8 protein-coding genes and 1 pseudogene are annotated in these 16,314 nt (G+C 46.7%); 6 read left to right on the top strand and 3 right to left on the bottom strand.

Features of this window, described 5'->3' with window-relative positions:
• Window positions 1-323: 323 nt before the first annotated feature.
• The gene (locus tag MCB1EB_RS05880; RefSeq protein ID WP_052393625.1) at window positions 324-4,616 is read right to left on the bottom strand and encodes a pentapeptide repeat-containing protein; all 4,293 of its coding nucleotides are present in this window, start codon (window positions 4,614-4,616) and stop codon (window positions 324-326) included.
• A gap of 537 nt (window positions 4,617-5,153) precedes the next feature.
• On the opposite strand from MCB1EB_RS05880, the gene MCB1EB_RS05885 reads away from it, so the two are divergent.
• From MCB1EB_RS05885 to metG, 3 genes and pseudogenes are all read left to right on the top strand, one after another.
• Window positions 5,154-6,452 carry a hypothetical protein gene (locus MCB1EB_RS05885; protein WP_126353906.1) on the top strand — a complete coding sequence of 433 codons (1,299 nt, stop codon included), beginning with the start codon at window positions 5,154-5,156 and terminating at the stop codon, window positions 6,450-6,452.
• A 606-nt stretch (window positions 6,453-7,058) separates the two neighbouring features.
• A complete protein-coding gene (locus MCB1EB_RS12515; RefSeq protein WP_269471758.1) occupies window positions 7,059-7,190 on the top strand; it encodes a hypothetical protein in 132 nt (43 codons plus the stop codon).
• A gap of 146 nt (window positions 7,191-7,336) precedes the next feature.
• A pseudogene (gene metG / locus MCB1EB_RS05890) lies at window positions 7,337-9,004 on the top strand (methionine--tRNA ligase); the annotation flags it as partial.
• A 4-nt stretch (window positions 9,005-9,008) separates the two neighbouring features.
• On the opposite strand, the gene MCB1EB_RS05895 reads toward metG, so the two are convergent.
• Window positions 9,009-12,269, bottom strand: coding sequence for a translocation/assembly module TamB domain-containing protein (locus MCB1EB_RS05895; protein ID WP_052393622.1), 3,261 nt, complete (start codon window positions 12,267-12,269; stop codon window positions 9,009-9,011).
• Window positions 12,269-14,011: an autotransporter assembly complex protein TamA gene (locus tag MCB1EB_RS05900; RefSeq protein WP_045362165.1), complete on the bottom strand. Its 1,743-nt coding sequence runs from the start codon at window positions 14,009-14,011 to the stop codon at window positions 12,269-12,271. Before MCB1EB_RS05900 ends, MCB1EB_RS05895 begins: the two co-directional genes overlap by 1 nt.
• Before the next feature lie 264 nt (window positions 14,012-14,275).
• On the opposite strand from MCB1EB_RS05900, the gene MCB1EB_RS05905 reads away from it, so the two are divergent.
• Genes MCB1EB_RS05905 through panC form a run of 3 tightly spaced genes read left to right on the top strand, consistent with a single transcriptional unit; the run spans window position 14,276 to window position 16,256 of the window.
• Window positions 14,276-14,461 (top strand): DUF3460 family protein, encoded by a 186-nt coding sequence (locus MCB1EB_RS05905; protein ID WP_034956313.1) that lies wholly within the window; start codon window positions 14,276-14,278, stop codon window positions 14,459-14,461.
• A 13-nt stretch (window positions 14,462-14,474) separates the two neighbouring features.
• A complete protein-coding gene (locus tag MCB1EB_RS05910; RefSeq protein WP_045362163.1) occupies window positions 14,475-15,389 on the top strand; it encodes a segregation and condensation protein A in 915 nt (304 codons plus the stop codon).
• 30 nt (window positions 15,390-15,419) lie between these two features.
• Window positions 15,420-16,256 (top strand): pantoate--beta-alanine ligase, encoded by an 837-nt coding sequence (gene panC / locus MCB1EB_RS05915; RefSeq protein WP_045362161.1) that lies wholly within the window; start codon window positions 15,420-15,422, stop codon window positions 16,254-16,256.
• The last annotated feature ends 58 nt before the right edge of the window (window positions 16,257-16,314 follow it).

A 16,314-nucleotide genomic window follows, 5' to 3' on the forward strand; every position in this document is an offset into this window, starting at 1 on the left:
GTAATTAAAAATGCGCCGAACTCTAATCCATCGCCGCAAATCCATATTATTTTCAACTCATCCGTTTCATCCGATTGCTTAGAAAATATCAACACAGACTCTCCCCCTCTGTCCGAATTCAGCGGGGACGGCGACTTATCGATTCCTATTGCAATGCCCCTGCTTTTTTTATCTATGGAGTTGACCTTGCCCCCATTTAGCTAAGGATAGGCTAAACGGAGACAAGACCATGCCACTAAATCACCTGCTCGTATTCACAATGGATTAGTCAATCACCTCGATATTGGGCACTCATGACAAAAACGAAACTCACTTGAGTCTGGTTAATGCAATTGCATGATGGCTCCTTTTTGGCGGAGTAAATTAGCATTATCTGTGCTTAAACCTCGCGCGCCTTGAACCGACAGGCCATCTACAGATAATTTATTTTGATATGAAGTCCACCATAAATAAGATTTCCAACTCTCTTCTTTCTTTTCTAGTTGGAAAATACGAATCGCTGTATCTTCTCCTGCCAGTGCAATTTTCATAGAGTCCTGGTGAGCCTCGAGCCAAACGATTGAATTGAGATAGCCCCCAATGTCAGCTTGAATCTCCATTTCACAATGGCCTGTTTCGGCAGACCATAGCTTGACTATATTACCCATTCCTCCAGAAACTACCCACTTGTTATCTGGCGATATAGATACACTGTATACCTCTTCACCATGCCCTTTAAGCGTATAGCCCTCTATTTTTTTGCCTTTAGCCTTCCATAGCATCACCTTTCCATCACTCCCCCCAGATGCTAAAAAATCACAGTTTGGTGCAATCGACACACTATGCACTGCTTTATCATGTCCCTCAAGCTCATAGAGTTCCGATAATTTTCCGCCTTCTAAGCTCCATAGTTTTACTGTTTGATCAAAGCTAGCTGACACTAGCAGTTCGCCATCCTCTGAGCTCGATAAGCTTGAAATCACATCGCTATGCCCACTAGGCATTCGGAGCAAAGGTTGACCTTTTCCTGCTAATGTTCGTAGCTCTATCTTTTCTCCCGATGAGGTCAACCACTTATCATTTGACAAAATAGTTGCTGTCGCTCCATTAATATATTCGTACTGCAACACCATTCCTAAGCTTCCATCTCGCTTCCAGACTTTCAGCATACCATTTGAATCCCCTGAGACTAGGGATTGACCATCTGGCGAAATAGACACGGTGGATACACTTTCCTCATGTCCTTTAAGCGTTTGTCCCAGACTCGCCTTTTTATCCCTTAATTTCCATAGCTTCACTGTCTTATCACCACTCGCGGATGCAAGCCATCCACCTTGAGGAGAAAATGACAGTTGCGTCACCCTTGCACTATGGCCCTTAAGTTTCTGATACGGAAAATTTCTTATATTTTTCAATGGCCATAATTTTACTACTCCATCCAAAGCCCCAGACACCATGGTCCCATCTGGCAAGAAACAGACGCTCGACACAGGTTTACTATGTCCATCTAGCCTCTGATAAGGTATAGCACTTGAATTTTCTATATTCCATAGTGTCAAACCTCCACTGAGTCCGCCAGCTACGACTCGTTTACCATCTAAAGAAAAAGCCACGGATGACACCATATCTGCGCGCCCCTCAAGAGTCTTAGATAACGACACTCCCGACTCCGCCCAACTCCATAACTTCACCGTCTTATCACGACCTCCAGACGCTATCTTCGCTCCATCTGGCGAAAAACATACACTTAACACAGCGCCACGATGCCCATCATTAGTTTCCCCAAGAGTCTGCAGCAACGGTACTTGCCCTCTTTCTAAATTCCAGAGCTTTATGGTTTGATCCTTACTCCCTGACGCTAGCCATTTTCCATCTGGTGAAATAGACACACTAAGCACAGCGTCACTATGCCCTTCAAGGGTATGACGTAGGGTAAAAGTACCGTTTTTTTGCACAGCCCATAATTTAATTGTTTTGTCAAAACTGCCTGAGGCTAACCACTGGTTATTCGATGAAAATACAACGCTATTAACTCCCCCCCGGTGCGCTACGACTTCTTTCAGCAACTTGCCTGACGCAACTTCCCATAGACTGAGACGCTTGCGGTTGTCTCCTGACACCAGCCATTCGCCATTTGGCGAGAAAGCGACGCTGTTGTACCTATGAGCCTCAGGATTTTTAAGAATATGCTTACACTCTCGCGTTTTTGTCTCATATACTTTGATATGGTAGTCATTTTCTTGTTGACTCTCATTAAAGCTAACAGCTAACCACCGACCATCCGATGAATAACTACAAGCAAGAATGGCCGTTCCTAAATCTAACGCTGGTGTTTCTCCAAACTCAGCCCCAGATAACGTTGCATTACGCATATCGGCTTTAAATAACCATGCGCCATGTAACATTATGTTGTTCAAATTCGCTCCTTTAAATTGAACGTTATCAAATACTCCATAGCTTAAATCAGCTCCTGGCACTTTGATCCCATTAAAATCCGAGCGATTAAATTGTATGCCCGCCTTGACTAAAATAGTCAACGCATTCGCTGCACCAATTCTATAATTTTCATCTATTTTCGAACGTTCAACCCAATTTAACAGCCACTTTTCCAAGCGAGATTCTTGCTTGAAGCATTTAACCAAGAACTTCAGCACAGTAGGCTCTTTCACCAAATTGAATCTATTCAATAATGCGCTTTGACTCACTTTCCCCTCAGCTCTGCTCAGCTCCCCCCACACTGCACTCGCAACTGAAGAAACTTGCTCTGACTCAAGAAATTCATCAATTTTTTCATCTAAATCGGAGGATTTCGACGTATTGGTCCGAGTTGTGCCTTGCAGTTTTACATCTAGCTCCCGAGCCTCTCGAATTTCATCTGTAGCCTCTAATTTTTTTAGTTGCCGATTATTTTTGCCCAACTTTGCAAACGGAACTATTTCAAATTGCCACAATGCATCCTGTTCTTGCTTTCGCACCGCTTCCTTTAATAACTTAGTACCCGGAGGAGTTTGCCAAATGGTAGACCAGGTAGGTAAAATAATTTCATATTCGCTTTCGGCTACCAAACGATTGGTAGCATCTTGAGCAATGATTTGAACCTCCTGCTCTTCATGGGTTGCCAAACTCTTCAAAAATCTAATTGCACCGTCCCGGACCCCCTCTGTTTGAGAGCGCGCAATCCGCTCTAACCGCTGACATACACCTAGCAAAAAATTCTTATTTTGATGATCTGAATTATTAAGAACAAAATCTTCAAATTTTGCCCATTGCTTAGCTTCCAGCAGCAAGTCAGCATACTGTAGCGCGAAATACCAGGTGTTTCTGCGCCCCCTCAATTTCTGGCTGAGGTCATCCCATGCTGCTTTGAAAGATTGAAATGCATCAACAAATTTACCTGGTTCAAAATCTAGCTTAATAGCTTTTATCACTCCGCCACTCAAATAAGCGAGACCGCTTCCTATTTTAAAGGTATTCCTTAACGTCGCTTGCAAGGTATCCTCAGTATTCGAAATATGCGCCAACGCCTGACGTGCATAACAAATCTGATATGTTAACCTCAGGGCGGTTGGGCCCTGTTTGTTACATTGACTGGCTAAATCATCCAATGTAGTATTGAGTGGCTCCAAATAACTGTCATGATTAAGCCTTTCAAGACCTGTTTGCACCATCGCATCTAAAAGCTGCGTAAAAGCTTCTAGCAAAGACTGAAGCTGCACATAATTATTATCTCGATGAATTAAATTTAGGCGCTTTTGAAAAATATTCAATACAGCCACCAAATCCCCAGCGCTGAATCCTTTACTATTCAATAATTTTTCTGGGCAGTTCCGGATCATCACCGCTAGCCCTTGCGTTACACCCAAATTTAATATAGGGTCCTTTTCAAGTGCTTTAACCATTTGGTTGATTAAATGGCGATAAAACTCTGCATCGGGAATAGTTGCTAACGGTACCATCTCGAGCACGTGCTCGAACATTTTATTTTTTATCTTCGCAAAGATCTCTAGAATATCTTTGGCTAACGGCATTAACAAATCTTTATGTTTATTTGGAAAATTCGTCTGTTGCAAACAACCAGCCAAATATTGAGTATCGATAATATCTGTTAGTTGCACTATCTGCGCAGGTGGCTTACTTAAAGCCTGCATTGGCGAGTCATCAAAGAAAAATAGATTACTACGTAATGCAGAAGAACTAGTAACGGCTGGCTCTAACGACATTAGAGCCAAACTATTCATCAATTTATATTGCTCTTTTTCTTCAGATTTAAGACGAGGTGAAAAATAGGGGGGAGTTGCTAAATTAGCCAGTTTTTCTTCTGCCAATGCTGGCAAATAATTTTTTGCTTTTTCATAGCTATCAAGAGCTTTTTTCTTTGAATTAAGCTGGAGTAAAACATCGCCTCGTTCTAAGTATGCTGTCCCTAAAAGCTCCCGAATTAATTCGTTATGTGGTTTGGCCTCCTTAAATGCCTCCTTAGCCTTACTAAATAAATCAGTCGCCTTATTCAGTTCGCCCTTGATTCTACACTCACGAGCGCGCTCCAAAAAACGCTCGCCGCGCTCAAAATTGTCGTTGGTTGATTTCTGATGAGTATAGTTTACATCGAGCTTACTACTTTCGACCTTTGGCGGCATAATATATCCCCGTTAATTTTAAAAAGTTCAAAAAATTTATTAAATTGCTTAATTGTTTTAACTTACCAATAAATTTTACATTTATACTTGGAAAGCGGATTTATTTTATAATAATCTTATGCAATAATTAAACATTTGCAATACTCATTAATAGCGATCTATAATTTTATAAAAAACACTTAATAATTCACACCTCTCAATAAATTGAGCGTGACAACCAATCGTTTTTATAGTTTAAATAAAAAAATATATGTGAATTAAACCAATAATTTCGGCTATTAAGTTATATTATATTTAATAACACCATTTTTTCATAAAAATTCATGTTATCGACTGCCAATAGATTTCTCTCTCTAAATCGTTGGATATAATTTGTGTAAGAGAACGGCCAAATCCTTACTGGCAAATTCAGCCCTTCGCTTATCTATACATCGCTTCTTTAAACTTAAGACTCATCATTTAATATCCTGTTAAATTTTCTTAAAGAAGAGCCAACAGCAAATAATTTGCTGTAACAGATATATCGGAGTTATCACTATGTTAAAACGTACTAGTCAATCAGCCCCACCCCCCATTGCGGCTGGAAGCCCTGCTTCTACTAGTTCAGGCCAATTAAGAAGAAATTCGACAAGTCGTTCTCCTTCAATAACAGGACCGCTTGCAGGTTTGCCTAGTAACCCAAACCCCATAGAAAGCTCGTCCCTTAACAATAACGCTCAGTCATCAGAAGATAGCTTCTTCGAAAATGCTGCTGTAAACTTGGGATTGCATTTAGATTCGAGTAGCGAAACTGCGTCATTTGTCTCAGCCAATCCAGATTCGAGAAGCAAAACTGCATCATTTGTCTCGGCCAATTCAGCTTCGAGAAGTAAAACTGCGTCATTTGTTTCGGCCAATTCAGATTCGAGAAGCGAAACTACGTCATTTGTCTCAGCAAATGAAAACTCCGCGCAACATAATGCCACCGATGCCGAAACTGCATCACTAACAGACGATGAAACAAGAAGTGAACTGCACTATGAGAATACTTCACTGCCAGTTTCCGGTCAATCCGAACCACGTCGCCGGCGATTGATTGTAGAAGAAACGGAAAGTGAAGGATCTGAGTCAAGCTCTTATGAGATAGAGGAAAGTGAAAGATCTAGGTCAAGCTGGCAACCGAATGAAATGATAGATAGATGGTTAGACACTCTTCCGTCAATACCCCTTGAATACACAAACCCTAATGCCAGTCAAAACCGTCGCAGTGAAGGTGCCACTACTGCTTCCCAAACTCTTGAAAAAGAGCGTAATTCAATCATCTATGAAATAGGGAAAAATATTCAAGAAAACCCAGAAATCTTTAAAAAAAATTCCCACGTATTGTCGCTTGAGAAGTTACAAACTTATAATATTGACACGCTCAAGTCTATACTTTCGCAAGTAAAGTCCCCTAGCCAAGCTATTGGCCCACGGCCTACGGCAAACCACCATCAGCAGCAAGCCCAAAGTTATGCAACACACCATCAACATCCGCCGGCCCATGGTTATGCCCCACCCTATCAATTCTATCCACCATATACGCACCATTACATCCAACCCCAACCTTATATTCAGCACATACACTACCCAGTAGCCCAGCAAGGAAGTTTTCTTGAGAATTTAATGAATTTCTTTAATCCTTACGCGGGGATACATAGTGCGTTGCAGACTCAACATGCGATGCAAATGAATCATTATCTAAATTACCAATACCCAGCACATTCTTGGCAACAGCCTTATGCCCAGAATTTTACTCACCAACCCTATGTAACGTATCAACCTACAGGTAATTTTCATGCTGGGCGTGCTTATTAAAGCCAATATAGCTGGATTAATCCATTAATCACCCAACGTAGTCGATTACCCAAAATAGAATGGTAAGGTGCAATCAGGGCTATGGCAGCTCGCTGCCATAGCTGTAGCAAACAATTTAAATAAATATAATAATAATTTCAGCTACCATAGCATATTTGGTTGCATCTAAACTTCGATTTTCTATACGCAATTTACCAAAAATTAAGTATTTTATTTGGCATCTCATTAAATTATATTAAATTTAGTGTTATGCAACTTATTGCACGATTGCTTTTAAACGTGCCAATAATAAAAAATCTGTTGCGCGATTATTCTGGAGCTACCCATGGTATCTTTTATCAGAGACATAGGATTTATTAGTACCTCTTTTAATAGATCTGGAAATCGCCCATCAGGAACAACGCAAACCTCAAATACCAGAATATCTAGTGCTGGAAATAGTGGACTCTAATCACTAAATTCTATCCAAAATCTGAAGGCCCTCCAAATAATTTAGGCACGAATACTCGTTTGCCTAAAAAACACGAAAATGAAACTGATCCTTTTAAATACAGTTTCGGCCTAACTTCGTTATTTAGTATGATTTCGGCTCAAATGAGCCAAATGATGTCTCAGTTGAATCAGTTTAGCTATCAATATCAAGCCAGCTTTGCGCAACCGGCTTATCAGCAACCTCCTACTTCTCAGCCTGGGATGATGCCATGTGCTGGAGTCCCTCATGCTGCGCGCGCAGCTTAGCCCCCCGATCAATATTCCTCATATGCGCTTCCCTTTCATATTAATTCAGGGCACTCAATGCGAATTCTTTAACGGAGCGCCCTAAATAACGCTCGGTACACCCAGGCTTTGCTAAAATCCGTGCTTTAGCCTGATTAAACGCCACTATGCCCACTCGCCGTATTCTTGTCACTTCCGCGCTCCCCTATGCCAACGGCCAAATTCATATTGGGCATTTGGTTGAATATATGCAAACCGATATTTGGGCTCGAAACTTGCGTATGCACGGCCATCAGGTGTATTACGTCGGGGCGGATGATACGCACGGCACCCCCATTATGTTGCGTGCAGAAAAAGAAGAGATCACGCCGCAGGCCTTGATTAAACGAGTCTGGGCCGAACACAAACGGGACTTCGACGATTTTGGCATTTCTTTTGACCACTATGATTCGACCGATTCTGCTGACAACCAGCAGCTTTGTGAACAGGTTTATCTGGCGCTGGCAAAAAAGGGGTTAATCGATACGCGCGAGATTGAGCAAGCGTATGATCCAGTGCGCGCGATGTTTTTGCCTGACCGTTTTATTAAAGGCGCATGCCCTAAATGTCAGGCGCCAGATCAATATGGCGATGCCTGTGAAATATGCGGCTCAACCTATCAGCCAACTGAGCTGGTTAACCCTTATTCAGTAGTTTCTGGTGCGACGCCGATCAAAAAAATTTCAACACACTATTTTTTCCGTCTTTCTGATCCGCGTTGCGAAAATTTTTTGCGCCAATGGGTGGCGCAGCTGGCGCAGCCAGAAGCGCGCAATAAGATGAGCGAATGGTTAGGCGTTGAGGATAAAGATAGCCAAACGACGCAACTCGCTGATTGGGATATTTCACGGGATGCCCCCTACTTCGGCTTTGAGATTCCCAATGCGCCAGGTAAATATTTTTATGTCTGGCTGGATGCGCCGCTTGGCTATTATGCGAGCTTTAAACAGCTATGCGCTAAAGAAGGCCTAGATTTTGCAGATTGGGTTAAGCCTGATAGCACAGCAGAACAGTATCATTTTATTGGCAAAGATATATTGTATTTTCATACGTTGTTTTGGCCCGCGATGCTCAGGTTTTCTGGTTACCGGACGCCAACCAATGTCTTTGCGCATGGTTTCTTGACGGTTGATGGGCAGAAAATGTCGAAGTCGCGCGGCACTTTTATCACTGCTCATAGTTATATTCAAGCAGGGTTAGATCCAGAGTGGTTGCGCTATTATTTCGCGGCTAAGCTGAATGGCTCGCTCGAAGATATTGATTTAAATCTGGACGATTTTATCTCTCGGGTAAATAGTGATTTAATTGGTAAATATGTCAATATCGCCAGCCGCACGGCGGGCTTTCTAGCGAAGCACTTTAATAGTTGTGTGCTCGAGAGCGCAATGCATCATCCATTATTGGCGCAGCTCCGCGCGGCGCTGCCAGAAATTGCAACGCACTATGAAAACCGCGATAGCGCGCGCGCGCTGCGCCGCATCATGGAAGAAGCCAATGCCATTAATCTGTTTATCGATACAATGAAACCTTGGAACCAGGCCAAAGATCCGACTCAAACCAGTGCTTTACATGAAACCTGCAGCGTGAGTTTAGAGGCATTCCGCTTGCTCACGCTCGCGCTGAAGCCGGTTCTGCCGCAATTAGCCGCTAAAGTTGAGACTTTTCTGAGCGTCGCGCCGTTGGCCTGGTCGCACCAGGCCACTCCGTTGAACGCGCAGCAGCCACTTAAACCTTACCAGCATTTAATGACACGGGTTGAGGCCAAGCAAATTGATGCGCTCTTAGCGGCGAATCGTTGATTTAATCAAAGCGTCGGTTAAACAGCAAATCAACACCATTGAGCGTGCCGGTATGAGCGGTAATCGACCAACTGCGAGAAAATTGCCAAGTGGCTTTGAAAATGCTGGCGGCGGTCGTGAGGCCTTGCTCATAGCCTAAGATAAAGCGCTCGCTCAATGCTTTAGCCAAGTTCACAACCTGCGGATCAGTCAGTCCGGCATCGCTTTGGCCGACTGAAAATTCATCTAGACCAATCGTTTGAGCGATCCGCTTGCCGCCTACGCCGCCTAATAAAGCAAAGGCAGCTGCGGCGGTATTGGTTTGCCCTAAATTCATGCCACCGCTGCTGCCATGCCCAAATAGCAGCCACGAAATTTTTTCATTGTCGGGTAAATTGGGTTCTGAAACTAAACGCGCATTGGGCATGCGTAAGGTACCGCTGACCTGAACGCCGACTTCAACTTCTTGATTGCGCCGCATCGCCAGGACATTAATGCTTGGATTATTAATTGGCCCATTAAAACCAAAATAACCATTTTCAATGGCTAGCTTGCGGCCAAAGGTTTCATAGGTTGAGCCTTGATCTACGCGTATATCGCCAACAGCATGGAGAGGCTTGTTAAATTCGCTCAGCACGCTTAATTTGCCACGCAGTTTTAAATCAGCGCCAGCGCCATGAAAACGGAAATTACGACCTAGGTCGATGTTGATTTTGGCAGCGGGCAAGAAACCGCCAGGAGAGCGTGGCCGGTCTGACGCGAGCACATCCAACGCGGCTTGCGCTGGCGCATCATTCGCGCGTATGACGATCACGTCATCGCCAAGCTTGGGCGCAGGCGTGGCCGGTAAATCAAAGAGCGCATGATCGATTTTAAAATCGCCGTCGATCGCTAGTCCGCCTGAGGCATCTCGATTGGCTAGCGTAGCCTGACCAGAGATTGAGAGTTGCTTGTCTGGGGTGGCGAAGAGCTCAAATTTATCCGCCACCAGCTTGGCCGATAAAATCGGGTTCGCATGATCCAAAGCAATGCCGCCCAGCACGCGCACCGTGCCTTCCACTCCATGAAATTCAACCTGCCGAAAATCCACCTGGTTTTCAGATAAGGCGATGCGGATAATCCCGCGCGAGAGCGAGACACCCTCATCGAGTAAATTCACGGCTAAGTCGTCGCCGTTTAAGTGGCCTGAGAATTTCGGCTTGGCGAATTGTCCGGCGAGCGTCAGATCCATGGCTAAACGCCCTTCAAATAGATATTGCGGGCCAAGTAAAGCGCTGATTGTTTTAAGCGCAGGCGCAGCCAGCACAATCCGCCCTGATAACGGCGCCTCAGGCGCAATTGACCATTGTCCATGGTTTAAACTCAGGGCTGAGGCTAATTCAGCGTTTAATGTGCCAAGCCGCGCGGCTTGGGCGCGCAAGTTAAGATGAACCTGACGCTGGCCGGATAAATCAACCCGCGCTGCGAGAGTATTGATGCCAAGCGCAGTAAATCGTTGACTCGTATTCAAGCGTATATCGCCGGTGCGCCGCGTGAGTTGTAGATAGCCTGTGGCGCTGTCTCCCAAAGAGAAATCCCAATCTCCGTCCAGCACCAGGTCGGTTTTGAAGGTAGGCAGGTGACCGGTCAATGCCTGCCGCAGACGCAATAATCCGTCGAGTTCCACGCCTTTGAGGGTTCCTGCGGAACGTATCACGCCTGGCGCATAAATCAGGCTGCGTAACGCAAGCGTGGCTTGTTCGATGTCTAATTGCGCTGCGCCCAGGGTGACGCGGTTGGGCTCGAGGCTGAGGGCGACTGGCGCGAGCAGGCGTAAAGCAGGCAACCCTACGGCTTTCGTGAGTTGTGAGCTGCGGTTTTCAAGTTGGGTTAGCGTACCTTGCCAGCGCATCTGCGCCGCAGTCTGTTGCAATGCTCCACGCGCGGCGAGGTTCAGATCAAACGGATTTTTACCGACTTGACCGACTGCCGCCGCGGTGAATTGATGGTGCGCGCGCGTGCCGATTACCCGCGCTTTTAGGGTGTGCAGCGCTATGCTCGGCGTAATAATATTACGCCCATCGAGCTCCAGGGCCAGGGCGCTATGCGCCGCGGCGCGCCACTCGATTTGTCCTGTGGCTTGGGCTACGCTGGTTTCGCCGAAAACCAGCTCAGCCGCTTGATAATGCGCCACGATATTGGGCGCTGCAAGCTGCCCGCTTAAATGTCCGGCAGCCTTAAGTGAGCCGCTTAAGCCCGCGTAAAATGAGTCGAGCCGCTTTAGATGAGGCGCATCGAGCGTGAATTCAAGCTGATCGTCTGCTTCGCCTAAGCGACCTTGCAGCCGAATCTTATTGCCTGCTATCAATAGCTGCGTGGCGTTTAGAATGACTCGTTTTGCGCCTAATTGAAGATGACCTGAACCCGTGAGTGGCAGGCCCGCATACACGCTATCCTGGATTTTAAATTTGATCTGCGTTACTGGGGCGGCCGCTTGCGGTGCAAACGGCGGCATGATTTCCATCTGAGCATGGCCGGCGAGCTGAGCGCCTAACGCATCTAGCTCCACTTCGATTTGCTCTAGCGAACCGGATAACCGTAGCTGCAAGCGCTGAATCGGTAGTGCCGGCTTGGCGCGCGGCGAGCTCAAAAAATCGACTGCGCCACTGAGCGCGAACGGTTTTTGAGCGCCCAGCTGAAGTGCCCCTTTAAGCTTGCCGAATGGCGTAGTCAGCTGTTCAACTGTGAGTTGATGCGTCTGGCTATCGCTGCGCGCGCGCAAGGTCAAGTCGCTCAGTTCAGTCACTGAAGCGTTTACTGCGCCTTTTTTATGCACTATGTTTGGCGTACTTTGCTGAGCGGGGTGCAGACGCAAACGGTGAATTCGCAGCTCTAGAATTTCAAATGGTAATGGCAATGCTAAAGTTTTGGGCAAGGTTGGCAGAGGTGGCGTTTCATATGTCTCTGCAGTAGGCGCTAAGTGAGCGTCCACCGACCCGAGGTGCAACCAATCTACTTTCAAGCGCCACGGTTTGCGCGCCAAACCCCACTGGCCGTTGATCTGATCAATCTGGATTTGATTACCGGAAGCATTCCATACTACCTGTTGCAAACGCAAGCCAGTCGCCAAAGTGCCACCCTCCAAGACACCGCTTAAGCGCCCGCCCGAGAGCTGCAGCGCTACTTGCCAGAGCGCACGCGTTCCAGGTTCAGTATGGCTCGCATATAAGAATACGCCAACCAGTAAAGCAGCGATTGCCAGTAGACTTTGCGTTAACCAGCCAAGCACGCGCCACAATTTCATCAAAATGCGATTCCAAGGGTTAAATAGGGGCGGATTCTACGCTCTCGCAATCCATACCCCACATCTAAGTTGATTGGACCCACCCGACTACGCCAGCGCACCCCGATACCGACCCCTTGATAAAGGACTTTCTCTTGCCAGCGGTCGGTTGCGGTACCCAGGTCATAAAATAGGGCGCCCCCCCAATCCCGATTAAACCAATGCTGATATTCGCTGCTGCCCGTCGCCAAATATTTAGCGGGTAGAACCGAGCCCTCTACTTCGTAGCCAATACTTTGATAGCTATAGCCGCGCACCGAATTCACTCCCCCCGCGCGAAATAATAACGAAGCTGGAATGCCATCTGAGCCGCCCGCCGTTAAAACGCTGCCCAATTCCGCGCGCAACAAAATCAGATCATTTTTTCCAAGTGGGAAGTACTGACGCCCATGCATATAGAATCGGCCAAAGGTCTGCTCAGTCATAATGTCTTTGACGGCAAACCCCGCTGCAAGCGAAATAATATTACCTTGACGCGCGAACATTGGATCATCGACATTACGCCGCGTCCACGACCAACCCGGCACCAGCGCTCGACTCACATCTGGCGCTTGCGCATTTTGCATAAGCTGATCTTCGTAATAGAGTAAAGTCCACGCGTAGTCAAAATTTTGCAACGCGCGCGCGCGTTGCGCACCGAGCCGCAGGCTACGGATATCCGTATCTTCGATATTGGTACGGGTATGGGACCCTAAAAGACTATTGGTATAGGCTTTATTATCGGGAGGCATGGATAAGCGCAATGAAGTGTTTTGCTGGCGTTGTTCGAACTGCCCTTGCGCACTCAAGATCCAACTACGGCCAAACACATTATTATAGACATAGTGACCTTGCACCCGAGCGCCTGTATCCGATGAATAGCCAATCCCCGAACGAATCGCATGAAAGGGATATTCGCTGACTTTGACCTTGACCGGAACTTGGTTGGGCTGCGTTGCATCATTTGCCACATCGACCGTAACACTGGCGAAGTATGTGGTGTTTTGCACCTGCCTTTGCAATTCAAGCAGCCGTTCTACGCTATAACGTTCACCCGGTTGTAATGGATTTACATGATGAATGATTTTTTCAGGATAGCGTTTTAGTCCGCTAATTTCGATCGGCCCGATCGTAAAAGTCGGGCCGCTCTCGAAAGTGGCCTCAAGTCGCGCCTGCTGCGTATGGGGATCAATCCGCGCTTGCGCGCGAGTCATTTTAGCCGCGGCATAGCGTTTTGCTTGCAACGCCTTGAGTGAAGCCTCTTTAGCGCTTTCCCAAGCGGCTTGGCTAAAGGGCTCGCCGCGCCGTAAAGTCCAACTGCGCCGCGCCGCTTGCTCACGCCCTGGAGCTTCGGTTTGAATCGGACCCGTAAAATTTAGGGCAACGGATGAAATCGTCGTGTGCGGGCCTGGGTCAATGCTAATCGTCACCACATTTTTATCGGCAAATTCGATTACATCTGTAGTCACCGCCGCACTAAAATACCCTTCTGTTTCAGCGAGCTCACGCGCTTGCTGCGGCACCGCTGCAACTAAAAACTCAAATTGTTCATCGCTAATATCCGTGCGTTTTGCGAAACGCGCCAAATCCAAATGGGTTTTCAGCAATGCTTTAAGCTTGCGCGGCGCGTTAATTTCAACCGTATATTCCGCTTGCGCAGAATCCGGCGCAAAAATAAATACGCTGGCGAGTCCAATGCAACAAAACCAACGCCAAGCGCGCATGGATTTGCTTAACGAGTGTTCGATTTCGCTCAAACTGAGTTCCAATAAAATTTTTTAGGCGTTTAAGTAGATCTAGAAAGCGCAGCGAGCATCATATTTGAACATATTTATTAGGTGCCTTTCCACCCCCAAAAGCCTTAAACTTAACCTAAATCCAACCTTCAAGGACAATTTCAGATAAGATTGAGCTCTTAATTCAGTCCATCCTCCGTTAAACAGACGGCTGTGTAGACTAAACGATGAAATCTATCCGATATTTTGCTTATGACGCGTCACTACCAATCTGATATTACTCAATTTATCAACCAACTCAAACAGCAAAAGCCTATGCTCGAAGAAGCGCAGCGCCGCGGGCGCTTGTTGTTGTGGGATAAACCGCAGATTAATCTGGATGAACGAGCGCGGCAACAAACTTCGCGCATCAAACAAACGCCCTACGTCTATTATTAGAGTGGGCTAAACCTTGAAGCAGCCTGCTTTAAGCGCGCTAGCGGATAAGGCGTTGCTTGCGCCTGCTGCTGATTCAACGCCGGATACCATAGATGGCGTAGCTTATGCGCGTTTATATGGCGAGCCGCTGTTTAAGCTGCCACGTGACCTCTATATTCCGCCAGATGCGCTGGAAGTGTTTCTTGAAGCTTTTGAAGGTCCTCTTGATCTCTTGCTATATTTAATTCGCAAGCAGAATTTTAATGTGCTTGATATACCGATGACGGCCGTCACTCGCCAATACCTTGAGTATGTTGAGCAGATCCGCAGCCACAATCTTGAGTTGGCGGCCGAATATTTGCTGATGGCTGCGATGCTGATTGAAATTAAAGCGCGCATGCTGCTGCCAGTCAAACCGGCCGACCCCGAGCAAGAGGCGGAAGACCCGCGCGCAGAACTCGTACGACGCTTGCTTGAATACGAGCAAATCAAGCTCGCTGCGCTCAAACTGGATCAATTGCCCCAACTCGGGCGCGACTTTCTACGCGCGCATATTTATGTTGCGCCAAGCCTGGTTGCGCCGCGCTGGCCCGAGCTCAGTCTGGACGATCTGCGCCTGGCATGGGTGGAGCTGGCTAAACGTGCCAAGCTTGTGGCGCATCACCGCATTCCCCGCGCTGCGCTCTCCGTGCGCGAGCATATGAGCGGTATTTTGCGCAAATTACAACATACTCGTTTTATTGAATTTAGCGAACTATTCGCACCAAGCGCGCCCGCGTCGATCATTGTGGTTAACTTTATCGCCCTGCTTGAACTGGCGCGTGAAAGCTTGATTGAAATCACGCAGGCAGAGGCATTTGCGCCAATTTATCTGCGTCTTTCTTATATCCCTGACGCCCTCATGACACCCGCTGAATCGGCCTCAAGCGAGGCTCTCTTAACCACATAAAAAAACAACCCATAAGGTGTAATTTTAACCATGAAAATTATTCGTTCGATTCAAGAATTGCGCGATCAATTACGCGGACAAAATCGCGCGGCTTTTGTACCCACTATGGGCAATTTGCATGAAGGGCATCTCTCGCTGCTGCGATTGGCTCATCAGCATGGTGACCCAGTCATCGCCAGCATTTTTGTCAATCGCTTGCAATTTGGGCCGAAAGAAGATTTTGACCAGTATCCACGTACTTTTGAGGCAGACCTAGAAAAGCTCCGACAGGAAAATGTCTATGTGTTATTCGCCCCCCGCGAATCTGATTTATATCCAGAGCCGCAGCATTATCGCATCCAACCGCCGAATGGCATCAGCTCAATCCTTGAGGGTGAATTCCGACCTGACTACTTTCAAGGGATGTGCACCGTAGTCATGAAGCTATTTGGCTGCGTGCAGCCACGGACTGCAGTGTTCGGTAAAAAAGACTATCAACAACTCATGATTGTACGGGCGATGAGCCAGCAATTTGCATTACCTACTGAAATTATCGCGGCCGAAACGGTGCGCGCCGAGGATGGTCTAGCGCTGTCCTCACGCAATATTTATCTGAGCTCAGCAGAACGCGCTGAAGCGCCACGTTTATTTAAAACGTTATCAGATCTGCGCCACAAAATTCTCGCAGAAAAGCGTAGCGACTTCGCTACGCTTGAACAAGAAGCCGTAGCCCAGCTTAGTGCGCATGGTTGGGAACCGCAATATATCGCCATTCGCAAACAAGTGGATCTACAAGCACCTGCTACGCATGAGACAAATGAGCCATTAGTCGCGGTCGCAGCGGCCAAACTTGGCGCTACGCGGTTGATCGACAATCTTGAAATTTAAAGCGAGATTAATTCAACATAAAGAGAAAAATTTAAACCAATCTGCTTTGCTCTCTTGC

Origin of the sequence: Mycoavidus cysteinexigens, assembly GCF_003966915.1 — a bacterium.
Classification (GTDB): domain Bacteria; phylum Pseudomonadota; class Gammaproteobacteria; order Burkholderiales; family Burkholderiaceae; genus Mycoavidus; species Mycoavidus cysteinexigens.